Source organism: Streptomyces sp. NPDC001599 (genome assembly GCF_042893535.1).
GTDB lineage: Bacteria > Actinomycetota > Actinomycetes > Streptomycetales > Streptomycetaceae > Streptomyces.
Map to the genome: position 1 here is coordinate 258366 of NZ_JBIAVA010000010.1, position 21132 is coordinate 279497.

Consider the following 21132-nt stretch of genomic DNA (forward strand, 5'->3'; position numbering starts at 1 on the left):
AAGGCGACCGAAGAAGCCATGGCCCTCATCGCCCTCGCCGCCGACAAGGGTTCCCCCGGCGTCACCACCGCGGCCGTCGCCCTCGCGGCGGTCTGGCCGCGCCGTGTCCTGCTTGCCGAGACCGACCCGGCGGGCGGCGACCTGGTGTACCGGTCGGCCGCCGCGCACGGCGGTCCGCTGAATCCGAACACCGGCATGCTGTCGATCGCCGCGACCGCCCGCCGCGGTCTCGTGCCCGACCAGCTCTGGGACCATGTACAGCCGCTCAGCGGCGGCCTCGAAGTCCTCGTCGGCCTCGGCATCTCCGAGCAGGCCGCCGGGCTCGCCGGCCTGTGGCCCATCCTCGGCCGGGCGTTCGCCTCCCTCGCCGACTCCCCGAACGCCCCCGCCGACGTCATCGCCGACTGCGGCCGGGTCAGCGGGGACTCCCCGGCGACCGAGCTGTTCCCGCACGCCTCCCTCGTCCTCCTCCTCTCCCGTACCGAGCCGGAGGCCATCGCCCGGGTCCGGGACCGTGCCGCCGCGCTGTCCAACAAGCTGCACGGCGGATCGCGGGGCGCCGCCGGCCTCGGCCTGCCGTTGGTCGGTGTCGTCCTCGTCGCCGACACGAACAACGCGGCCAAGCTCTCCGGCCAGGTCAACGACATGCTGGTGCACGCCCAGACCGGCGCCCGTGTGGTCGGCACGATCGCCGACGACCCGGCCGGCGCCGACCAGCTGGCCGGGCGCAGGCGCGGGCGGCTGGAGAAGTCGCTGCTCATCCGCTCGGCCCGCAAGGTCACCTCGGACCTGTACCAGCAGTTCGGCGCCGCCTGGTCCATGCCCGCCGGTCCCGGTACCGCAGGTCCCGCCGGCATGTCCGGCCAGGCGGGGGCCGGCCGATGACCGCTGTCGACCACTCGTTGGTCAAGCGGTTCCGGCAGGACGCCGGCGACCGCATCTCCGAGCAGCGCCGCCAGGACCAGGTCAGCGGCGTCACGCCGATGTCCACCGAGGACGAACGGCACTACGCGCGCGCCGTCATCGCGCAGATACTCGAGGAATACGCCCGCGCCGAGATCAACGCCGGGCGTACGCCGCTGGACGCGGAGACGGAGGAGGCGTACGCGGCCGCCGTGCACGCCGCGCTCTTCGGCGTCGGGCGGCTCCAGCCGCTCCTCGACGACCCCGAGGTCGAGAACATCGACATCAACGGCTGCGACCACGTCTTCGTCGGCTACTCCGACGGGCGGGAGACGCGCGGCGAGCCGGTCGCCGAGACCGACGAGGAACTCATCGAGCTGATCCAGATCCTCGGTGCCTACTCGGGCCTGTCCTCCCGCCCCTTCGACTCCGCCAACCCGCAGCTGGACCTCAGGCTGCCGGACGGTTCGCGTCTGTCGGCGGTCATGGACGTCGCCCGGCGTCCGGCACTCTCCATCCGTCGCGCCCGCCTGGGCAAGGTCTTCATCTCCGACCTGGTCGGCAACGGCACCCTCACCCCCGAGCTGGGCCACTTCCTGGCCTGCGCCGTCCGGGCCCGCAAGAACATCATGATCGCGGGTGCCACCAACGCCGGCAAGACGACGCTGCTGCGTGCCCTCGCCAACGAGATCCCGCCGCACGAGCGGTTGATCACGGTGGAACGTGCGCTGGAGCTGGGCCTCGACACCTTCCCCGAACTCCACCCCAACGTCGTGGCGTTCGAGGAGCGACTGCCCAACTCGGAGGGCCAGGGCGCCATCAGCATGGCGGAGCTGGTCCGCCGTTCGCTGCGTATGAACCCCTCCCGCGTCATCGTCGGCGAGGTGCTCGGCGACGAGATCGTCACCATGCTGAACGCGATGTCGCAGGGCAACGACGGCTCGCTCTCCACGATCCACGCCAACAGCTCGCACGAGGTCTTCAACCGCATCTCCACGTACGCCCTCCAGGCGACCGAGCGGCTGCCGATCGAGGCCAGCCAGATGCTGGTGGCCGGCGCCGTCAACTTCGTCGTCTTCGTCCAGCGGCGCAACGACTTCCAGAGCGGCGGCCGCCTCCAGCGCATGGTCACCTCGGTCCGCGAGGTCAACGGCGTCGACGGCCGGGTGCTGTCCAGCGAGGTGTTCGCCGAGACGGCCGACGGCCAGGTCGTACCGCACGCCCCCATCGCCTGCCTGGAGGAACTCATCGCCTACGGCTACCGGCCCAACGGAACGTGGGGGTGAGACGGAGATGAGCGGCATGAGCGACACGGACGACATGACCACCACGCTCGCGGCACTGGACTCGCTCGGCTCCATGGGCGGGCTGTTCTCCACCACCGTCCTGTACGCGCTCGGCTGCGGCGTCGCCGTCGGCGGCGGCCTGGCCCTTTTCCTCGTCGCCGTACGCGGACTGCCCGCCAAGCCCGAGCACGAGAAGCGGCAGGCCAGCGAGCGCGTCAACGAGCTGATCCGCTGGGCGGGCCGGCGCGGTTCCGCCGCGGCCCTCGTCGGCCTCGTCGTCCTGCTCCTGACCCGCTGGGCGGTCCTGGGCATCGCCGCCGGTGTCCTCGTCTTCTTCTGGGACCGCCTCTTCGGTGGCGCCGCCGAGGAACGCGCCGCCATGAAGCGGGTGGAGGCCCTCGCCTCCTGGACCGAGTCGCTGCGCGACACCATCGCGGGCGCGGTCGGCCTGGAGCAGGCCATCCCTGCCTCCGCCCGAGCCGCAGCGCCCGTACTCCGCCCCCACCTGGACGCCCTGGTCGACCGGCTGCGCTCGCGCACCCCGCTGCCCGAAGCACTCCAGCACCTCGCCGACGAGATCGACGACGCGTCCGCCGACATCATCGTCGCCGCCCTCATCCTCAACGCACGCCTGCGCGGCCCGGGTCTGCGGCAGGTCCTCGGCGCGCTCGCCAAGTCCGCGCGCGAGGAGGTCGACATGCGCCAGCGCGTGATGGCCCAGCGCGCCTCGACCCGCCGGTCCGTGCAGATCGTGGTCGCGGTGTCGGTGCTCTTCGTCCTCGGCCTGTCCATCTTCAACCGGGACTTCGTCGAGCCGTACAGCTCACCCGTCGGCCAGCTCGTGCTGGCCTGCGTGTGCGGTCTGTTCGCCCTGGGCTTCTGGTGGATGCGCAAGCTGTCGACCATCGAGACGCCGGAACGCTTCCTGGTCCGGGACGGCTCCGACGTCCAGTTCGTGCGCCCCCGCACGCCGGGCGGGCCGGGCCCCTCCGGCCAGCCGGGACAGCCCGTACAGCGCCTGCCGCAACCGGCACAGCCGTCGCCGGCGTCTGGGGACGAGGGGGTACGACGATGAACGTGACCATGCCGGTCCTGGTCGGCGCCGTCATCGGCCTGGGCATCTACGCCCTGGTCCGGGCCCTGATGCCGAGCAGACGCAGCCCGATCCAGCAGGTGGCCCGGATCGACGCGATGAGGGCGCGTGGGGCGGCGTACGAGTCGTCGTCGTCGCGTACGGCGCGGACCACCGGCCGTCTCGACTCGCTGCGCGCGCAGGTCGGCGCCCGTGTCGCCGAGCTGTACATGCAACAGGGCTGGCAGCAGCGCTCGCTGCGCGCGGACCTGGCGGTGCTCGACCGCAGCTGGGAGAAGTTCCTGGCGACGAAGGTGCTGCTGGCCGTGGGCGGCCTGTTCTTCGGCCCGCTCCTGTTCGCCATCGTCTGGCAGCTGGGCTTCGGCAGCAGCCCGATCATCCCGGTCTGGCTGGCCCTGCTCTGCGCGGCGCTCTTCTTTTTCCTCCCCGACCTGGAGGTACGCCGGGACGCCGCCGACAAGCGCCGTGACCTGCGGCGCGTGATCGGGGCGTACCTGGACCTGGTCTCCATGAGCCTGGCCGGCGGCCGCGGTCTGCCGGAGGCACTGATGGCGGCGGCGGAGGTGTCGGACGGCTGGGCCACCCACCGCATCCGCAACGCCCTGGCCGACGCGCGCATCACGGGCATCAGCCAGTGGCAGGCGCTCGGCCAGCTGGGCGACGAACTGGGCGTCGAGGAACTCAAGGACCTCTCCACCTCCCTCGCCCTGGTGGCGGACGACGGTGCCAAGGTCCGCGAGTCCCTGGCCTCCCGTGCCGAGACCATGCGCCACCGCGAACTCTCCGAGATCGAGGGCAGCGCGGGTGAGAAGTCCCAGTCGATGCTCGTGGCCCAGCTCCTGCTGTGCGCCGGGTTCCTGGTGTTCCTGATCTATCCGGCGGCGATGCGGGTGTTTCAGGTGTGACTCAGCTCTTCCAGCTCCGAGCCGCTTCCAGAATCTGATTCGAAAGGACACATCACCATGAACGGACGGAACTTCCGCACCGGCATCCCGGCCGTGGACTTCTTGGTCACCTTCCTGCAGGGCCGCGTACAGCGAGTCCGCTCCGGCGAACTCGACCGCGGCGCGTCCGCCGTCGAGTGGGTGATCATCTCGGCGGTCGTCGTCGCGCTCGTCGGCGTGGTGGCCGCGATCATCACCAAGGCCATGAAGAAGGGTGCCGAAGGCGTCGGCGAGTGCATCGAGGGCGCCGACGCGAGCGGCACCTGCTGAGGCCGGTCGGACGTACGGGGTACACGGGGATGCCGGCAAGCGTGCTCGGACGGGTACGCCGCAGGGTGGAGACCGCGCGTGGAGCGGCGGCCACCCGCGGCGATTCCGGCATGACCGCGATCGAGTTCGTGTTCCTCACGCCGGTGCTGTTCTTCATGATCTTCGCGACGGTGCAGTTCGGTCTGTACTTCTTCGCCGACCACGTGGCACAGGCGGCGGCCCAGGCGGGCGCGCGCAAGGCCCGCGCGACGGCGCACGACCAGCCCGGCGGCTGGCGGGGCGAGGCGCGGGACGTGGTCGACAGCTACATCAGCCAGCTGGGCCCCCAGCTGGTCCTGGCACCGGACGTGAAGACGCTCCAGCCCGAACAGGACACGGTCGGCGTGGAGATCACCGCCCGGGTCCCCACGGTCTTCCCGGGCCTGGACCTGACGGTGCACGCGCAGTCGATGGGGCCGGTGGAGCGGTTCGTGCAGGAGGGGGAGAACTAGTGGTCGCCCTTTCCCGCACCGGCGCGCGTTCGGCGTCGACCGGCGGCGACGAGACCGACGACCGGGGCCTGTCCACCGTCGAGGTGGTGATCCTCGCCCCGGTGATGATCCTCTTCATCCTCGTCCTGGTGGGCTTCGGCCAACTCGTCGAAGGCCGCGGCGCTCTGGACGGCGCGGCCCGGGACGCGGCACGCGCGGGCTCGATCCAGAAGGACCACGGCACGGCGATGGCAGAGGCGAGGAAGGCGGCCCGGGCCGACCTGGAGGACGTCTGCTCCGGCCCCGTCTCCGTCGTCCAGAAGAGCGCGGGCTTCGAACCGGACACGCTCTTCACGGTCGAGGTCAGCTGCGAGGTACGCGGCCTGTCGATGCTCGGCCTCGACATCCCCACCTCCCTCTCGGCGAGCTTCAGCTCCCCGCTGGACCCGTACCGGAGGACGGAGTGAGACACCTCGTTCCCGACTGGTTGGCGGAGCGCGGCGCCCGCCTGGACGACCGCGGCTCCGGCGCCGGCGCGGTCATCATCTTCGCCCTGGTCTTCCTCTCCCTCTCGGCCTTCGTCATCGACGGCGGCATGTCCATCTCCAAGCGGGAACGCGCCGCGGACATCGCCGAACAGGCCGCCCGCTACGCCGCCCAGGACATCGACCGCGAGGCCCTCTACGACAACGTAGGCGGCCCCGCCCCCATCAACTACGAGAACTGCGACGCCCGGGTGAAGGCCTTCGCCGCCGAGATGGACATGGCCGGCGGGGACATCGCCGCGACGCACTGCGTGGTGGCCGACGCCGGACAGGTGCAGGTCGAGGTCCAGCTCACCTACTCCCCGGTGTTCACGGGGGCGTTCTACGGCGGCGACGTGGTGGTCCACGGTCGGGCGGTGGCGGAGAACGAGGTGGGCTGACCGATGCCGCCCCGCCCGTAAGCGCCATCCATCCCCCCCACCAACGGAGGTACGACTCCCATGCGCACACGTACGACGACCGCGACCGCTGCCGCAGCTCTGACGACGGCGGTGGCCCTCCTGCTGACCGGCTGCGGCGGGGGCTCGGACTCCGACGACTCGGGCAAGGACGAGATCGCCGGCGCGGACCCGGGGGCTTCGGCGTCCGCGTCGGCGTCGCCGTCTCCCTCCGCGAGTGAGGACGGGGTCGAGCGTCCGGAGATCAAGCTGCCGAAGGACATCGAGAACGTCTTCGAGGGCGGCACGACGGGCGATGCGAAGAAGGACGCCGTACTGGCGGACAACGAGCGGCGCGTCAACTCGATCGACGAGGCAATCGTCGTGGACGCGGAAAAGCACCCGGCGCTGGAGTTCTACTCCAAGGATGACGCTCTGATGTCGGCCGCCACCTACATCAAGTCCTTCTACGACAACAGTCGCAGCTTCACCGGCAAGACGCGCTACTACGACCGCGAGGTCACGTTCGGGAAGGACGGATCGGCGACGGTCACCTACTGCATGGACAGCACCGGCACCTACCCGAAGGACCGGAAGTCCGGCAAGGTGGACCGGTCGGTCAAGGCGTCTCCCAACGACTACGTCTTCTACAACACCCGGCTGGAAAAGAACGCCGAAGGCGTGTGGCAGACAACGAGTGTGTCGTCGACCGAGGCGGCTGAGAGGTGCATGTGATGCGCCTCATCACCTCGAAGCGCCTGGTTGTCGTCCCCGCTCTGGCCCTCGCGCTGAGCGCCGTACCGACCGGGGCCCACGCGGGTGGCGGCCGCACCGCGGGCGGTGGCACGGAGGGCAGCGGCAAGGGCTCCGCCAAGGGCCCCGTCATCACGGCCGAGACCAAGGTCACGACGACCGTGAACGGCAGCTCCCGGACGACCGGCACCAGTACGCTCACGCCGCAGAACAGCAACTGGACGCCACCGGCATGCTGGTACGAGCCCGCCTTTTCGCCCAAGGAGATCGAAGCCACGGTGAAGTTGTGGCGGGGCATCGACGGGGTGCCCTTCCTGGGCGGTGTCGGGAAGTTCGTCGGTGACACGCTGGACGCGTACTACAAGGACGGGAAGTACAAGAACTACAACCTCGACAAACAGGGCGAGGGGATGTTCTGGGCCGCGGTGAAGAACCCGAACCGCAAGGACGATCCGGAGGCCAACTCCTGCGACAAGCAGCCGTTCTGGGTGGACGAGGGGAACGTGCCCGACGACCCGCTCGCCGTGTCGCCGAAGATTCTCGCCGAGTACGCCTACGACGAACTCCCGGTCCCCGGCACGGAGATCGAGATGCGGCCGGCCGACGCCACGAAGGTGAACCTGCCCACCTGGATCTGGCTGGACGAGACGAGGTTCAAGAAGATCTCGGTCACCGCCGGCCTCCCCGGCACCGGCCTCTCCGCCACCACCACCGCCGAACCCGTCTCCCTGCACATCGACCCCGGCACGAGCGACGCCCGGACGTACCCGGCCTCCGGCGACTGCGAGATCAACGCCGACGGCAGCATCGGGGAGCCGTATGCGGAGGGCAAGGCGAACGACACCCCGCCCTGCGGTGCCACGTACCTGCGCTCCTCCGGCTCCGACGGCTCGTACCCCCTGCGGGCCACCGTCACCTGGAAGATCTCGTGGACCAGCACCACGGGTGAGGGCGGCGACCTCCCCGACGGCACGTTCGGCGCGACGCGGAACGTGAAGGTGCAGGAGATCCAGTCGGTGAACCGCTAGGCCACGGTCACTCGGGCTTCCACTGCGTGGCCGTGAAGACGTACGTCCGCAGATTGTCGTTGTCCGCGCCCTCCTTGTTGGCCCTGGTGACCCACAGCTGGGTCACCGCACCCTGGCCCGACTCGATGCACAGCGCGGTACCCACCTTGAGGACGGAGTCGTCCCTGATGCTGCTGAGCGGGATCGGGTTCGGAAGGGTCGCCGCGCGGGCGGCGTCACGGCACTCGGTGGGTGTGGGGCGGCGTTCGGCCAGGATGCCGAACGATCCGCCGCCGTCGGCCAGGCGGATGCCGTTCACCTTGATCGGGTCGGGGCAGTCCGTGTACGTCAGCCACTGCCCGGAGGTCGGCACGTAGGCCCCGCCGGTCTTCAGATCGAGGTCGTTGATGTCGAGCGTGGTGACGTCGGCCGGGGTACACAGTGTGCCCGAGCCGACGTCCTCGGCGTTCTCGTAGTACTTGGGGGCCCGCAGGACCAGGTTCTTGTCCCGTGCGCTCACCTGCCACCCGGGCTCGGTCCTCGGCGCGTCGCCGGATGCGGAGGCACCGGTCCCGGGGTCCTGCTCGACCGCACCGTCGGCGGCACCGGCGTCGGCGGCAGCGGCACCGGAGGGGGTCGGGCCGGAGGCGTGGCCCGATGCCGCCCCGTCGTTCCCGGATCCGTCGTCCGCCAGCAGTTGGTAGGCGGCGACCGACCCCCCGCCGATGGCGAGGACTCCGACGACGGCGAGGGCGACGACCAGCGGCCCACGACGGCGCGCGGACGGTGCACCCGGCGCGGTGAGTCCCTGGTGGGCCGGGCCGCCGGTCTGCGGGGGTTGGGACGGGGCTGTGGGCGCCGAGGCCATGAACGCCTCGCCCGGTGAGTTCGCGGGCCGGGTGGGCGCGGCCGCCGCGAAGGCGCCCTGCGGCGACAGTCCGGGCTGAGTGGGCACGAAGGGCACGGGAGGTGCGGAGGGCACCGGTGGCGCGGGATGCGGGACGGCCCCGGACGGGCCGGGAGCAGCCGAGTACAGGCGCAGTGTCTGCTCCTGCTCCGCGATCTGCTGCGCCACCGGCGTCGGCAACCACCAGCCCTCCTGGCGGGCCAGTCCAGAGGTCCCGGCCAGTGCGTGGCAGGTCTCGATGACGCGTGCGGGAGTCGGCCGTGCGCCCGGCTCCTTCGCCAGGCAGGCGCCGACGAGACCGCGCAACTCCTCCGGGCAGGCCGTCAGATCGGGCTCGTTGGACACGATCCGGTACAGGAGCGCGTGGGAGGAGCCCTCGCCGAAGGGGTGGCGTCCGGTGGCCGCGAAGCAGGCGACCAGGCCCAGCGCGAAGACGTCCAGGGCCGGTGTGACATCACCGCCCATGGCCTGTTCGGGCGCCATGTAGGCGGGGGTGCCGAGTCGTACGTCCGTCCCGGTCAGCGCGGTGGTGTCGGCGGCGCGGGCGATCCCGAAGTCGATGACGCGCGGGCCGTACGAGGCCAGGAGCACGTTGGACGGCTTCAGGTCGCGATGGACGACACCGGCCGCGTGGACGGTCTGGAGGGCCTCGGCGATGCCGGCGACCAGCTGCAGCACTGTGGACAGCGGCAACGGGCCGTGCTGGTACACGGCGGAGGCGAGGGACGGGCCGGGAACGTAGCCGACGGCAAGCCAGGGCTCCGGACCGTCGGTGAGACTGTCGAGGACGGGAGCGGTGTACGGGCCCTGCACACGCCGGGCCGCCGCCACCTCGTGGGCGAAGCGCTTGCGGAACTCCGCGTCCTGGGCGTAGTCGGGCCGTACGACCTTCAGGGCGACCGGCTGCCCGCCGCGGGTGTGCGACAGATACACGACTCCCATGCCGCCCTCACCCAGCCGCGCACGCAGTCGGTAACCGGCTATCTCCCGGCCGTCGTCGGGTGACAGGGCTTCCATCGGGGGAGTCCTTCCGCGAGTGGGTTGAGTGAGCCATGGTACGGAAGTCGGGCAGCGTGCTCGTGTGCCGGCCACGATGCGGTCGGCAGGGGAGGCGCGGGGGCTGCGTTCACCCCATGGGTATCCCGAGCTCCCGCGTCAGAATGTCGACGAGCCTGCTCTCCGGGACCTCCGGCGGCCGGTGGTCCAGCTCTCCCACACGCGCGAGGAAGTCGCCGGGAAGAGCCAGGTGGTATGTGGCCACGTAGTAGGCGAGATCCTCCCGCCAGAGCCAGACACCGTCCGTGAGGAGCGAGCCGGCGCTCACCAGGATCGGCCCTTCGGCATCCAGCACGTCGGCCTGCGCACCCATCTCCGACCAGATCCCGGTGCCTTGCCGGAGGTACTGGACGAGCCGGTGCTCGTCGCTGTCCGCCGACGACCTGACCGCATCCTTGATCGTGCCGTCGGTGGGGAACCCCCAGCCGGGAGAGAGCTCGTCGAAGAACCCGACAGCCCTGACCGTACGTGCCGTCCGGGCACCCTCAGTCCGGATTCCGCCTCCTCCAGGAACCTGGCCAGTGACTCGGCCGGCCCGTGGGGGAGCGAGCCGGGGGAGAAGTCGGCCTCCAGTTGCGGCTCACCGACGAGGTGCGGCACGGGGACCCTGGCCATCTGCTACTTGTCGCCGCCCTTGCCGCCCTTCCCACCCCGTTTGTCCTCCGTCTTCACGGCGTCGTTGACCTGCTTGGTGAGTTCGTCGTCGAGTTTCTTGAACTCGCGGACCACGGCATCCGACATGCTCGCGAGTGCGTCGAGCTGCTGGGTGATGTCCTCCCGGCCGTCCTCCCAGTTGGACTCGAAGTCGCCGAGGGCGTCGTTGACGCTGCCGTCGCCGATGTCGTCCTTGTAGGACTCGAAGAGCCTCTTCGTGTGGTTCAGCCGCGTCTTGAGCGACCGCAGCCGGCGACCGTAGTCCTCCAGCTCGGTCAACGGCAGTGCGAGGTCGCTCTTGCCCATGGCCCGAAGTCCTCTCTGCGGTTCAGACGAAACGGAACGTGCCGGTCACAGCGTCGAAGATGTCGTGGAACGCCTCGGCGAGATCCAGCACCGGGCTGGCCCCGGAGACGAGGACGACCTGGTCGGCGGTTCCCGGGACGGGGATGTACGTCTGCGTCAGCACCATACGGAGGGTACGACTGTCGCCCGGCGCCACGGGCACGTCCTCCACGCCGTACGTCCGCGCGGCCGGGCCCACTTCGGGAATGTCGACGGTCGTCACCTTGCGCCAGACGTCGCCTTCACGCCGCGCGGTGATCGTACGCAGGCTGTCGGCGATGGCCCGGGGATCGGTGGACAGGGCGACACCCTGCTTGTTCTTGGCGCCGAGCACGGTGACGGTGACGGTCGCGGAGAGCGGCACGCCGTCGAAGTTCTCCGCCATGCAGCCCAGGTAGAGGGCCCCGGAGTCGTGGGCGTCCTTGGCCATCTTCCGGAGCATGGCGGTCAGGTCGGCGCGGTACGGCGCCAGCTCGGGCGTCTCGGCGAGGCGCTCGTCCACCAAGGCGCGGATCGTGGCCTCCCGGCCTTCGGGACGGATGTCGAACTCCCACCACGATTCCGGGACCGAAAGGGATACACCAAGGGGTGTGGAAGGTGTGGACATCAGGCCTCGTCGTCGTAACTTACCGGGGTGTAATTCTGAACGTACTCCGTGAGGAATGCCACCGCCTCACGAGGTAGGCGCAGTGGTGCCCGAGCCACGTACTCGAGCAGCAGTTTCGGCGGGTAGTAGTCGACCGCTTCGTATTCCACGACGTCCGGCTCGTAGCGGTCCGTCACGCCCAGGACGGACAGCAGGGACGCAAGGCTCAACTCCCTTACGTCGTCACCAAGGTCGACCGGAAGACGGTACGGGACGACGTCCGAGGAAGACCGGAGAGTGCCGCCGCGGGCGAGTTCGGTGATGTCTTCCAGGCGCAGCCGGAACCACGGTCCGTTGCGTTTCACCACCATCCATCGGTCGGCAACGCCGCTCTGGAACACGCAGCATTCGGTGCCGGAAAAAATCTCCGTCATGCCCAGGCCCATCCTGGTAAGAGGAGGAGGAGAGCCATCCAGGCTCTCGACCTCTTCATGACCGGCGCGCAGCATGCGGGTGAACTCGTCGAAGAAGAGCCCGTTTCGATCGGACTCGGACAAGCAGGAGAAATGGAGGTTGCCGTCGAGGAAGGACGGTTTCGGGGCCCACGGATCCCGCAGCAGACGGTACCCGGCGACACCGTCGCACTGTCCCGTGATGAGTGGAGCCGGAGCACCACAGATCTGGCACTCATTCACGTCTGGCATCTTGATCGCCTGTCGGTCCGGGTTGGGGTCACTTGAATCGCAGTGGAAGGGGGCAGTTTGTCGATTCTTCTGTCATCATAGGCCGGTCACCGGGACGATTCCGCCGCGCTCGCCGATGGGGCCGCCTGGAGGGTATGTGCCCGGAGGCAATTCCAGAACGCCGGTGTTGTCGAAGAACCGGACTTGCCCGTCGCGGCTGATGACCGCTTCCATATGAGGGGACCTCTTGTTGTCCAGGTCGCGGCTCATGCTGTTCTTCATGCCACGAGCGGCTTCCATCTCGTCAGGCGGCCCGGGCAGGCGGTCTTCGGGATGCGTGTGCACGGTGAACTTGTAGCCCTCGTCGCGCAGTTCCTTCGGGACGATCGTCGTGACCTCGTCCCCCTGGAAGAGACGCATCTGTCCCGAGGGGTTCTGTACGACTGCGTGTTCCACTCCGTGGAACTGCTGAAGTTCGGACATGTGGGATATGTTGACTTCGTTGGGCGAAATGCGAACGGGCCCTTTGGTCAGATCCCTTGCCAATTGCCGCGCCTTGGGGGTGAGGGCCCGGTAGGGGATCGTGCCACCGAAGAGACGGGTAGATCCCTTGAACGGGCGGTAGATGCCCCGTAGACCCTCTCCCGACCTCAGCTGGTGGATCTTCTTGAGCAGCCCTCCACCGATTCCCTTCATGAAACCGGTGCCCAAGGCCCGCAGGCCGCCCGCCTTCCACAGCTTGCCGAGCTTCGCGAGGCTGGTGAAGCCTTTGGTGGCGGGTATGCAGTCCAGGGCGGCCCATAGGAGATCACCCCACCCGGCCTCGCCTTTGATGACCTTTCTTATCGTGTCCGCCATCACGACGAGTGCCGCCGCGAACACCAGCCAGCCCAGCGGGCCGCCCACGATCATCACGATGATGCCGACGATCGTCACGACCCACTTGCATATGGTGACGATCTCGTCCCAGTGGTCGGAGACCCAGTCGCCGATCTCCTCCCACCAGTGCCGGTTCGGAATACCGGCGTCGGAGGCTTCCCGGAGCTTGGTCACCGTGCGGCGGGCGGCCTCCTCGCGTAGCCCCTTCGCCTGACCGGCGAGTTTCTTGGCCGCGTCGAGGGCGCTCCGGGCACTCTCCACGTTCCGCTCGGCCGCCGCCTGGCGGGCCTTCGCGTGCTGGGCGTCACGCGTGGCGCGGCGGACGTCGGCCTCGTCGGGCTTGGGGACGTCCTTGCCGCCGTTCTTGGCCGGGTCGTACGAGTCGCTCTTCTCGGTCGCTCTGCGTACCCAGTCCTCGGCACCGGTCAGTGCGGTCTGGGCGGTGGTGAGCTCCTCGCGGGCCTTGCGGCCGTCACGCAGCGCCTTGTCGGCCTTCTCCTGGGCATCCTGGAGATCCGGCCAGAAGGTGGCCAGCGCGTCGCCCGCCAGGCCGTACGACTTCTTCAGCTTGCGCAGCTTCTTCGGGGCGTCCTCGAACTCCTCGGCGAACACCTCCGCCGTCTTGCCCGCCCAGGAGAGGATCTCCTCCTCCTTGGCGATGCCCTTGAGGTCGCGCAGGACGTCGGACACGTCGTCGGCGAAGTCGTGCAGGGTGCCGGCGAGTTTGCGAATGCGGTCCGGATCGCCGGGCGTCGGGTCCTTGTCCAGGTCGAGTACGTACCAGTCCGCCGGCCTGTGCGACACCGTGTTTCTCCCCCGTGCACGTGCGATGCCCTCGCTTGGAACGCGCGTACGAACTTATCGCACCCGAGCGTGCGCCCGGTCAGACAGTGGTCCTCTTGAGGCTCTGTACGAGGGCGTCGGGGCGCACGGGCCGCCGCCCCACTGGAACCGTTGGCTTTCGCCCTGCGGACCTCGGAGATCCGCTACTTCTTCAACAACCCGGTGGCCGAGAAGGTCCGTGAGGAAGGCCGCGTGGAGGGCCGGGAAGAGGGCCGACTTGAGGATCGGGCCGAGATGACCCTCCGGATCCTGGAGTGGCGGGCCGTCCCGGTTCCTGACGCCGTGCGCGAGAAGGTACTTGGCTCCTCGGACCTGGACCAGCTCGAAGTCTGGGCCCACCGTGGGGTGACCGCCGAGCGGGCCGAGGATCTGTTCGCCGGGGGCGGGGCCTGACGATCGGGAAGGCAGGGTCCGCCGACAGCCGGCTCCTGTCACGGCCGGGACCCGTCTGCCGGCAGGTCCCTTGGATAGCGTGGGTTCACTCCAGCTGCCCCCCACCTCAACGGGAGTCCAAGCGTGAACCGCCCCGCCCGGCTCGTGACCGCCGCGCTCACCGCATCCGCGGCCCTGCTGTTGACCGCCTGCGGCTCGGGCGACGACGACGCATCGTCGGACAAGATCAAGGGTGCGGACACCAGTAGTGGGGCAACCGCCTCCGTGAGCCCTACGGCCTCTGCCGCGCCGGATGGTGTCGACCGGCCGGAGATTATGCTCCCCAAGGAGTTCCAGGCCGACTTCGAGAGCTGGACGAACAGCGATCCGAAGCTCCAGGCGATCCTGAACGACGGCCGTGAGGAGCTGCGTTCCCAGTACGCCGCGGTGATCGAGGCGGACCCGGAGTCCGAAGCGGTGGCGTTCTACAACTCGGACGCCACTCTGCCGACCGCCCAAAAGTGGATCAAGCAGTTCGTCGACGACGGCGAAACCCTGATCGGCAAGGTCACGGTCTTCGACCCCCAGGTCAGCATCGGTGACTCCGGATCCGGTGTGCTCTTCTACTGTGTCGACGAGCGCCAGGCTTCCACGAAGGACCGCAAGACCGGTGAAGTCACCAAGACCCCGGACAAGCCGGAGAGTGTGATTCAGTACCGGATCAACCTCGACAAGACGTCACAAGGGGTCTGGAAAGCTGCGTCCGTCGAAGTGGTGCCGGGAGCCTGCTCCTGATGGGGGCGCCGTCCAAGGCGGGTCTCCTGCTCTCCGGTTCGCTTTGCGCGATGGTCCTGGCCTCTCCGGGTGCACAGGCGATCGGTGACGAGGACAACCGGCAGCCGTCCACGGGCTCTTCCGGAAACGCCGACGGCAACACACTGACCGCCTCCGCGACCACTACCAGCATCAAGGTCACACAGGTCGGCGGCAGCGGCTCCGGCAACTCTCCCGAAGCGCTCGCCCCGGTGGACCCCAACTGGGAGCCGCCCGCCTGCTGGTACGAGCCCGTGGCCACGCCCGAGCAACTCAAGGCCGCCGTGGACCGCCTCAAGAAGGGCGGTGATCTGGTGGCTGTCACGCCGACGCTCTCCTGGGGTGAGGAGCTGATGGTGACCCAGTACGAGAAGGGTGAGGGCCGGACCAGTGACAGTGACGGCTACAAGAACTACAACATCGGCAAGGACGGTCGGTTCTGGCGCGGAGTGATCAACAAGGAAAGGGAGAACGACGCGGCGTCGTACGAATGCGACCGCACCCTGTTCTGGCAGGACGCCAATACCCTCCCGGACAATGATCACGCTCCCACTCCCGAGGTCCTCGCCGCCTACGCGTACGACAAGATCAAGGTTCCCGGTACGGAGGTCGAGCTCAAGCCTGCCGCCGAGTCCAAGGTGAACCTGCCGACCTGGGTGTGGCTGGACAAGGCGACCTTCCGGGAGGTCAAGGTCCGAGCAGAGTTGGAGGCGGCAGGCGTGTGGGCGGAGACCACCGCCAAACCCGTGGCGCTGCACCTGGACCCGGGTACCGAGGACGCTGAGACGTATCCCTCGTCCGGCGACTGCGAGATCAACGCCGACGGTTCCATCGGCACTCCCTACACCAAGGGTGCTGCCGAACGGACGCCGCCGTGCGGGATCAAGTATCTGCGTGCGAGTGGCGGTGCTCCGTACCAGTTGAAGGCGTCGATCACATGGGAGATCTCCTGGCAGGGCTCCGGCGGAGCCCAGGGGGATCTGCCCGACGGCACCTTCGAGACCACGCAGGACATGGCGGTGCGGGAGATCCAGGCCGTCAACCGGTAGGCCCCGTCAGGCGCCCGGTGCTGGAAGCCCGCTTTCTCACGCGGGAGCAGTCTGACGGCTTTACGGGTAAAGGGGGAGAAACGGTGCAGGAGTTGCGAGCCCGGCTCTTCGTGGCCTTCTCCGCCGTCGGCGCCAGTCCATAAGATCTCTGTAGGCTCGACGAGCCTCCGACAGCTCACGCAATTGACTGCTCCCGCACTCGACACAGGACACCCGCCATGCCGCGACGCCGCACCACCAGCTCGCCAAGCTCGACGGCACCCCCGGCGCCCTCGGCTCCGAGAAACCGCACGCCCCAGCCCGTGCGGGTGCGGCGGCGGACGTTCGGGGACTTCGTCAAGGCGTTTCTCGCCCTTGTCGTGCTGGCGGGGCTGGTCGTCGGGGTGCCGTTCGCGCTGGCCGTGACCGCGGGATGGCCGTTCCCGGGCGGTGCGCCGAGCCTCGACTGGCTGCAGCGTGAGATCACCGTCACCACGTTCCTGCACATCCTGACCGTCATCGTCTGGCTCGCCTGGGCGCAGTTCACCGCCTGTGTGCTCGTCGAGGTCAAGGCCGCGCTGTCCGGCGTCGGGGTACCGGGGCGGGTGCCGGGGTCGGGGCCCAGTCAGTTGCTCGCCCGGCAGTTGGTCGCCGCCCTGCTCCTCGTCGGTGCCACCGCGGCGAGCCTCACGCCGGGGCTGTCGCAGCTGGGGCAGAGCCTGGAGGGGAACCAGAAGCCGTCCGTCGCCGCCGCCCAGCAGACGCCGGGGATCTTCGCCCAGCAGCAGGAGCAGGCCGCCGCCACCGCGGGCGCCCTCGCCGAGCAGGCCGGACAGGCGGGGCAGGCCGCCGCGCGGGCCGACGGCGGTTCCGCCGCCGCGCACGGCGACACGAAGTACTACCGGATCCAGCCGCCCGAAGGACGTCACCACGACTCCCTGTGGGAGGTGGCCGAACGGCACCTCGGTGACGGGCGGCGGTACAAGGAGATCTTCGAGCTCAACAAGGACCGGGTGCAGCCCGACGGGTCCCGGCTGTCGGAGGCCAGCCTCATCCGGCCCGGCTGGATCATGGAGATGCCCGGCGACGCCCGCGGCGGCGAACTGGTCGAGATGCCCGACGAGGCGCCGAACGTCTCCGAGCAGGTGCAGCAGCAAATCAGCGACTACGCCCGGACCGGGGACCACGCCCAGGGAAGCGGCGGCGGGGACGTGCAGGTCTCCCTGCCCGAGCAACGGCCCGCGCCCGCCGACCCGGCCAACCCCGTCACGCCGGCCACTCCCGTCCCCAGTACGGGTCAGGAGCACGCCGCCCCCGCCGCCGGACAGGCCGGGGACTCCTTCGGGCTGCCCGAGGCGCTGCTCACCGCGCCGCTGCTCGCCGCCGGTCTCCTCGGCGCTCTCGGGCGACGGCGCCGGCAGGCGATGTGGCAGTCGGCGCTCGGCGCGGTCGGCGGACGGCGCGGCATGGAGCCGCCCACGCCGACCGGCGACGCCCAGGACGTCCAGGACGCGCTGCTCGTCGGCGCCGACCCCGAGGGCGTACGCCTGCTCGACCGGTCGCTGCGCGGGCTGGCCGCCTCCCTCACCGCCGACTCCCGCCCGCTGCCCGTCGTCTACGCGGCCTGGATGAGCGGCAACGGCGACCTGCATCTCCAGCTCGCCCAGCCGGCCGGGAAGCCGCCCTCCCCCTGGCGGCAGGGGCAGGACCAGACCTTCTGGATGCTGGCCCGCGCCGACGCCGAGGGGTACGAGGAGGCCGAGACGGCCGCGCCGTACCCCGGGCTCGTCAGTCTCGGCACCATGGACGACTCCCGGTTGCTGCTCAACCTGGAGGCCGTGCCCGGCATCGTCTCGCTCGGGGGCACCGAGGCCGACCGGGCCGCCGTGTTCGCGTCGGTCGCCGCCGAGCTGGCCACCAACGGCTGGTCGGACCGTATGACCATCACCCTGGTCGGGTTCGGGGACGATCTCACCCCCCTCGCGCCCAACCGGATCCGCCATCTCGACGGGTTCGAGGACCTCTTCGAGACCATGTCCGCCGAGACCCGGCAGCGGCGCGGCGCGCTCGGCACCGCCGGGCACGACTCGGTGCTCACCGGCCGCACCGGGCCCGCCCAGCACACGCGCTGGGCCCCGCACCTCGTCCTGCTGGCCGCCCAGCCCTCCGACGACGACGCGCTGCGACTGGCCGAACTCGCCGCCGACGCCGGCCGGCTCGGCATCGGCTACCTCGTCGGCACCGGCGGTGCCGACCTGCCCGGTGCCGCCTGGGAGATGGAGATCACCGGCGAGGGCCGCCTGCTCGCGCCGCTGCTCGGGCTCGAACTGGACGCCCAGCTGCTGCCGGCCGCCCAGCGGCGTGCCGTCGTCGAGCTGTTCACCGACGCCGACCCCGGCTCCGGCCCCGGCTCCGACCCCGAGGGCGGGCCCGGCCGGCCGGCCAACGCCCCGCCGTTCCTCGTCGACATCAGCGAGCAGGGGCGGCCCGCGGTGTACGCCCGCCTCGTCGGGTCGTACGAGATCATCGGCCTGGACGCGCCCGACGGCGAGCGCAGCGCCCTGCTGCACGAGGCGCTGGCGCTGCTCCTGCTGCACCGCGAGGGGGTCCACCCGCGCGTGCTGTCCTCCGCGCTGTGGCCGCGCGGTGTGACGGCGGACGTGCGCGACGCGCTGCTGGAGCGGCTGCGGGCCTGGCTCGGCTCCGACCCCGACGGCACCCCTCGGCTCGGCACCGACGCCACCGGCCGGCTCACCCTCGCCAAGTCCGTCGTCTCCGACCTCGACGTCCTGCGCTCCCTCTACTACGAGGCCACGCAGGGCCGGGGCGTCGGCAGCCGCCAGGTGCGCGGGCGGCTGCTCACCGACGCGCTGGTGCTGGTGCGCGGGCCGCTGCTCGCCGACCGGCCCGAGGGGCGCTACCGCTGGCTCACCCACGAGATCGTCGACGCCCAGCTCCCGCTGCTCGTCGCCGACACCGGCCTGGCGCTCTCCGAGTTCCACCTGGAGAAGGACCGCGCGGAGAAGGCCATCGAGGCGCTGAACGCGGCGCTGCGGACCGCTCCCGCCGACGAGCGCCTGTGGCACGAGCTGCTGCGCGCCACGCACAGCACCGGGGATCCCGGCCGGCTGCGCGCCCTCGCCGCCGACCTCGTCGCCCGCAGTGGAGCCCGCGGGGTGCCGCCGCGCACCGAGGCGCTGCTCGACGAGCTGCTGCCGACCTGGCGCGAGGGCGTCTCCGCCGCCGGATGAGCATCGTCACCGCCGTCGACACCGGCATCGGCAGCGCCCTCGACAGCGCCATCGACATCGATCTCGTGGTCGTCCTCGTCGCCGCGCTGTGGGGTGCGGCGACGGGCGCGTTGCTGCCCCGCGCGTCCTACCGGTTCTCCGCCCCGTCGGGGGAGGCGTGGCGCGAGCGGTGTCCGGACGGGCACCCCGTACGCGGCTGGCTCGGCCGGGGCCGGTGCGGGCAGTGTCCGGCCGAGCAGGCGTCCTACGGCCCGCGCACCGCGTCCCTCGCCGTCGCCACTGCCCTCGTCTGCGCCGCCCTCGCCGCCGCCACCGGAACCAGGCCCGAGGCGGCCGTCTGGCTCCTGCTCGCCCCGGTCGGCGTGCTGCTGGCCGTCGTCGACCTGAAGGTGCGGCGGCTGCCCGACCCGCTCACCCTGCCGCTCGCCGGCGCCGCCCTCGTCCTGCTCGGGTTCACCGCGCTCGTGCCCGAGCACGCGGGGGAGTGGACGACCGCCCTGCTGGGCGCCCTCGCCCTCGGCGCCGGCTACCTCGTGCTGTTCCTCATCAACCCGGCCGGCATGGGCTTCGGCGACGTCAAGCTCGCCCTCACGGCCGGTGCCGTCCTCGGCTGGTACGGCTGGCCCACCCTGATGCTGGGCACCTTCGCCGGGTTCCTGCTCGGGGCGTTGTACGGCGGCGCCCTCCTCGTCGCCCGGCGCGCGAACCGCAAGACGGCCATCCCCTTCGGGCCGTTCCTCATCGCGGGCGCCTTCCTGGGCGTCCTGGCCGGGGCGTACGCGGCCTGAGCACGAGCGGGCAAAACGCCTGGCGTACGCTGGGCAGGTCCGTCCACAACCCTTACGAACCTTGCGAAAGGGACGCCGGTGACCGAGAAGGCCGACCTTCAGCCCATCCTCGACCGCGCCGCCGCCGGTGGGCGGATCACCCCCGAAGAGGCGCTCGTCCTCTACCGGGACGCCCCGCTGCACGCGCTGGGCGCCGCCGCCGATGCCGTACGCAGGCGCAAGTACGCCGGTACGGAGCACATCGCCACGTACATCATCGAGCGCAACATCAACTACACGAACGTGTGCGTCACGGCGTGCAAGTTCTGCGCCTTCTACGCGGCCCCCAAGGACACCAAGAAGGGCTGGTCCCGCGACCTCGACGACATCCTGCGCCGCTGCGCGGAGACGGTCGAGCTGGGCGGCACGCAGATCATGTTCCAGGGCGGCCACCACCCGGACTACGGCGTCGAGTACTACGAGGAGCACTTCGCCGCCATCAAGAAGGAGTTCCCGCAGCTCGTCATCCACAGCCTGGGGGCGAGCGAGGTCGAGCACATGGCGCGGATTTCGAAGGTGTCCGTCGAGGAGGCGATCCGGCGGATCCACGCCGCCGGGCTCGACTCCTTCGCCGGTGCCGGTGCGGAGCTGCTGCCCGAGCGGCCGCGCAAGGCCATCGCGCCGCTGAAGGAGTCCGGCGAGCGCTGGCTGGAGATCATGGAGATCGCGCACGGGCTGGGCGTCGAGTCGACGTCCACCATGCTGATGGGCACCGGCGAGACCAACGCCGAGCGCATCGAGCACCTGCGCATGATCCGGGACGTGCAGGACCGCACCGGCGGTTTCCGCGCCTTCATCCCGTACACCTACCAGCCCGAGAACAACCACCTGAAGGGCCGCACGCAGGCCACGCTCTTCGAGTACCTGCGGATGATCGCCATCGCCCGCGTGTTCCTCGACAACGTCGCCCACATCCAGGGCTCCTGGCTGACCACCGGCAAGGAGGTCGGCCAGCTCTCCCTGCACTACGGCGCGGACGACCTCGGCTCGATCATGCTCGAGGAGAACGTCGTCTCCTCCGCGGGCGCCAAGCACCGGTCCAACCGGCTGGAGATCATCGACCTGATCCGCAAGGCGGGGCGGGTCCCGGCGCAGCGGGCCACGACGTACGAGCACCTCGTCGTGCACGACGACCCGGCGAACGACCCCGTCGACGAGCGCGTCGTCTCCCACATCTCCTCCACGGCGATCGAGGGCGGCACGGCCCACCCCGAGCTGAAGCTGCTCGCCCCCAACTGAG

At 70.3% G+C, this 21132-nt stretch carries 22 protein-coding genes; 16 read left to right on the plus strand and 6 right to left on the minus strand.

Going from position 1 to position 21132, the window contains the following annotated elements; all coding sequences use genetic code 11:
• Positions 1-18: 18 nt before the first annotated feature.
• The 10 genes from ACFYZ3_RS25790 (at position 19) to ACFYZ3_RS25835 (ending at position 7669) form a co-directional block, all read left to right on the plus strand.
• On the plus strand, positions 19-885 hold the full coding sequence (locus ACFYZ3_RS25790; RefSeq protein WP_388522125.1) for a hypothetical protein: 867 nt from the start codon (positions 19-21) through the stop codon (positions 883-885).
• Positions 882-2189 carry a CpaF family protein gene (locus ACFYZ3_RS25795; protein WP_388522128.1) on the plus strand — a complete coding sequence of 436 codons (1308 nt, stop codon included), beginning with the start codon at positions 882-884 and terminating at the stop codon, positions 2187-2189. Before ACFYZ3_RS25790 ends, ACFYZ3_RS25795 begins: the two co-directional genes overlap by 4 nt.
• A 73-nt stretch (positions 2190-2262) precedes the next feature.
• A complete protein-coding gene (locus tag ACFYZ3_RS25800) occupies positions 2263-3264 on the plus strand; it encodes a type II secretion system F family protein (protein WP_388522262.1) in 1002 nt (333 codons plus the stop codon).
• Positions 3261-4187, plus strand: a complete 927-nt coding sequence (locus tag ACFYZ3_RS25805) for a type II secretion system F family protein (protein ID WP_388522131.1) — start codon at positions 3261-3263, stop codon at positions 4185-4187. The genes ACFYZ3_RS25800 and ACFYZ3_RS25805 overlap by 4 nt, the downstream gene beginning before the upstream one ends.
• 57 nt (positions 4188-4244) lie before the next feature.
• On the plus strand, positions 4245-4496 hold the full coding sequence (locus ACFYZ3_RS25810) for a hypothetical protein (RefSeq protein ID WP_388522134.1): 252 nt from the start codon (positions 4245-4247) through the stop codon (positions 4494-4496).
• Positions 4497-4525: 29 nt separating this feature from the next.
• The gene (locus tag ACFYZ3_RS25815; protein ID WP_388522137.1) at positions 4526-4987 is read left to right on the plus strand and encodes a TadE family protein; all 462 of its coding nucleotides are present in this window, start codon (positions 4526-4528) and stop codon (positions 4985-4987) included.
• Complete coding sequence (locus tag ACFYZ3_RS25820) at positions 4987-5433, plus strand: TadE/TadG family type IV pilus assembly protein (protein ID WP_388522140.1); 447 nt, start codon at positions 4987-4989, stop codon at positions 5431-5433. Before ACFYZ3_RS25815 ends, ACFYZ3_RS25820 begins: the two co-directional genes overlap by 1 nt.
• Positions 5430-5891 carry a TadE/TadG family type IV pilus assembly protein gene (locus ACFYZ3_RS25825; protein WP_388522143.1) on the plus strand — a complete coding sequence of 154 codons (462 nt, stop codon included), beginning with the start codon at positions 5430-5432 and terminating at the stop codon, positions 5889-5891. The genes ACFYZ3_RS25820 and ACFYZ3_RS25825 overlap by 4 nt, the downstream gene beginning before the upstream one ends.
• Positions 5892-5951: 60 nt before the next feature.
• On the plus strand, positions 5952-6623 hold the full coding sequence (locus tag ACFYZ3_RS25830) for a hypothetical protein (RefSeq protein ID WP_388522146.1): 672 nt from the start codon (positions 5952-5954) through the stop codon (positions 6621-6623).
• Positions 6623-7669 carry a hypothetical protein gene (locus ACFYZ3_RS25835; protein ID WP_388522149.1) on the plus strand — a complete coding sequence of 349 codons (1047 nt, stop codon included), beginning with the start codon at positions 6623-6625 and terminating at the stop codon, positions 7667-7669. Before ACFYZ3_RS25830 ends, ACFYZ3_RS25835 begins: the two co-directional genes overlap by 1 nt.
• Positions 7670-7676: 7 nt before the next feature.
• Here ACFYZ3_RS25835 and ACFYZ3_RS25840 read toward each other — a convergent pair whose 3' ends face one another.
• From ACFYZ3_RS25840 to ACFYZ3_RS25865, 6 genes are all read right to left on the minus strand, one after another.
• The gene (locus ACFYZ3_RS25840) at positions 7677-9572 is read right to left on the minus strand and encodes a serine/threonine-protein kinase (protein WP_388522152.1); all 1896 of its coding nucleotides are present in this window, start codon (positions 9570-9572) and stop codon (positions 7677-7679) included.
• Positions 9573-9681: 109 nt separating this feature from the next.
• Positions 9682-9924 (minus strand): hypothetical protein, encoded by a 243-nt coding sequence (locus ACFYZ3_RS25845; protein WP_388522155.1) that lies wholly within the window; start codon positions 9922-9924, stop codon positions 9682-9684.
• A gap of 305 nt (positions 9925-10229) precedes the next feature.
• Positions 10230-10571, minus strand: a complete 342-nt coding sequence (locus ACFYZ3_RS25850) for a hypothetical protein (protein ID WP_388522157.1) — start codon at positions 10569-10571, stop codon at positions 10230-10232.
• A 22-nt stretch (positions 10572-10593) separates the two neighbouring features.
• A complete protein-coding gene (locus ACFYZ3_RS25855) occupies positions 10594-11217 on the minus strand; it encodes a hypothetical protein (RefSeq protein ID WP_388522159.1) in 624 nt (207 codons plus the stop codon).
• Positions 11217-11900 (minus strand): hypothetical protein, encoded by a 684-nt coding sequence (locus ACFYZ3_RS25860; RefSeq protein ID WP_388522162.1) that lies wholly within the window; start codon positions 11898-11900, stop codon positions 11217-11219. The genes ACFYZ3_RS25855 and ACFYZ3_RS25860 overlap by 1 nt, the downstream gene beginning before the upstream one ends.
• Positions 11901-11975: 75 nt before the next feature.
• Entirely contained in the window at positions 11976-13562 is a 1587-nt protein-coding gene (locus ACFYZ3_RS25865; RefSeq protein WP_388522165.1) for a putative T7SS-secreted protein, read from the minus strand.
• Positions 13563-13712: 150 nt separating this feature from the next.
• On the opposite strand from ACFYZ3_RS25865, the gene ACFYZ3_RS25870 reads away from it, so the two are divergent.
• The 6 genes from ACFYZ3_RS25870 to mqnC all read left to right on the plus strand — a co-directional run bounded on the left by ACFYZ3_RS25870 (position 13713) and on the right by mqnC (position 21131).
• Positions 13713-13994 carry a hypothetical protein gene (locus ACFYZ3_RS25870; RefSeq protein ID WP_388522167.1) on the plus strand — a complete coding sequence of 94 codons (282 nt, stop codon included), beginning with the start codon at positions 13713-13715 and terminating at the stop codon, positions 13992-13994.
• A 123-nt stretch (positions 13995-14117) separates the two neighbouring features.
• Positions 14118-14768, plus strand: a complete 651-nt coding sequence (locus tag ACFYZ3_RS25875) for a hypothetical protein (protein ID WP_388522170.1) — start codon at positions 14118-14120, stop codon at positions 14766-14768.
• Positions 14768-15835: a hypothetical protein gene (locus ACFYZ3_RS25880; protein WP_388522173.1), complete on the plus strand. Its 1068-nt coding sequence runs from the start codon at positions 14768-14770 to the stop codon at positions 15833-15835. The genes ACFYZ3_RS25875 and ACFYZ3_RS25880 overlap by 1 nt, the downstream gene beginning before the upstream one ends.
• Before the next feature lie 218 nt (positions 15836-16053).
• A complete protein-coding gene (locus ACFYZ3_RS25885; RefSeq protein ID WP_388522175.1) occupies positions 16054-19065 on the plus strand; it encodes a BTAD domain-containing putative transcriptional regulator in 3012 nt (1003 codons plus the stop codon).
• The gene (locus ACFYZ3_RS25890) at positions 19062-19853 is read left to right on the plus strand and encodes a prepilin peptidase (protein WP_388522178.1); all 792 of its coding nucleotides are present in this window, start codon (positions 19062-19064) and stop codon (positions 19851-19853) included. Before ACFYZ3_RS25885 ends, ACFYZ3_RS25890 begins: the two co-directional genes overlap by 4 nt.
• A 78-nt stretch (positions 19854-19931) precedes the next feature.
• Positions 19932-21131: a cyclic dehypoxanthinyl futalosine synthase gene (gene mqnC / locus ACFYZ3_RS25895; RefSeq protein WP_388522181.1), complete on the plus strand. Its 1200-nt coding sequence runs from the start codon at positions 19932-19934 to the stop codon at positions 21129-21131.
• Position 21132 lies beyond the last annotated feature (1 nt).

Excerpts from the sequence above, each read along its gene's own strand:
- ACFYZ3_RS25885 (WP_388522175.1), top strand. The coding sequence starts at position 16,054 with ATGCCGCGACGCCGCACCACCAGCTCGCCAAGCTCGACGGCACCCCCG.
- ACFYZ3_RS25890 (WP_388522178.1), top strand. The coding sequence starts at position 19,062 with ATGAGCATCGTCACCGCCGTCGACACCGGCATCGGCAGCGCCCTCGAC.
- ACFYZ3_RS25810 (WP_388522134.1), top strand. The coding sequence starts at position 4,245 with ATGAACGGACGGAACTTCCGCACCGGCATCCCGGCCGTGGACTTCTTG.
- ACFYZ3_RS25880 (WP_388522173.1), top strand. The coding sequence starts at position 14,768 with ATGGGGGCGCCGTCCAAGGCGGGTCTCCTGCTCTCCGGTTCGCTTTGC.
- ACFYZ3_RS25795 (WP_388522128.1), top strand. The coding sequence starts at position 882 with ATGACCGCTGTCGACCACTCGTTGGTCAAGCGGTTCCGGCAGGACGCC.
- ACFYZ3_RS25805 (WP_388522131.1), top strand. The coding sequence starts at position 3,261 with ATGAACGTGACCATGCCGGTCCTGGTCGGCGCCGTCATCGGCCTGGGC.
- ACFYZ3_RS25815 (WP_388522137.1), top strand. The coding sequence starts at position 4,526 with ATGCCGGCAAGCGTGCTCGGACGGGTACGCCGCAGGGTGGAGACCGCG.
- ACFYZ3_RS25790 (WP_388522125.1), top strand. The coding sequence starts at position 19 with ATGGCCCTCATCGCCCTCGCCGCCGACAAGGGTTCCCCCGGCGTCACC.
- ACFYZ3_RS25835 (WP_388522149.1), top strand. The coding sequence starts at position 6,623 with ATGCGCCTCATCACCTCGAAGCGCCTGGTTGTCGTCCCCGCTCTGGCC.
- ACFYZ3_RS25855 (WP_388522159.1), bottom strand. The coding sequence starts at position 11,217 with ATGTCCACACCTTCCACACCCCTTGGTGTATCCCTTTCGGTCCCGGAA.
- ACFYZ3_RS25840 (WP_388522152.1), bottom strand. The coding sequence starts at position 9,572 with ATGGAAGCCCTGTCACCCGACGACGGCCGGGAGATAGCCGGTTACCGA.
- ACFYZ3_RS25850 (WP_388522157.1), bottom strand. The coding sequence starts at position 10,571 with ATGGGCAAGAGCGACCTCGCACTGCCGTTGACCGAGCTGGAGGACTAC.
- ACFYZ3_RS25860 (WP_388522162.1), bottom strand. The coding sequence starts at position 11,900 with ATGCCAGACGTGAATGAGTGCCAGATCTGTGGTGCTCCGGCTCCACTC.
- ACFYZ3_RS25845 (WP_388522155.1), bottom strand. The coding sequence starts at position 9,924 with ATGGGTGCGCAGGCCGACGTGCTGGATGCCGAAGGGCCGATCCTGGTG.
- ACFYZ3_RS25830 (WP_388522146.1), top strand. The coding sequence starts at position 5,952 with ATGCGCACACGTACGACGACCGCGACCGCTGCCGCAGCTCTGACGACG.
- ACFYZ3_RS25800 (WP_388522262.1), top strand. The coding sequence starts at position 2,263 with ATGGGCGGGCTGTTCTCCACCACCGTCCTGTACGCGCTCGGCTGCGGC.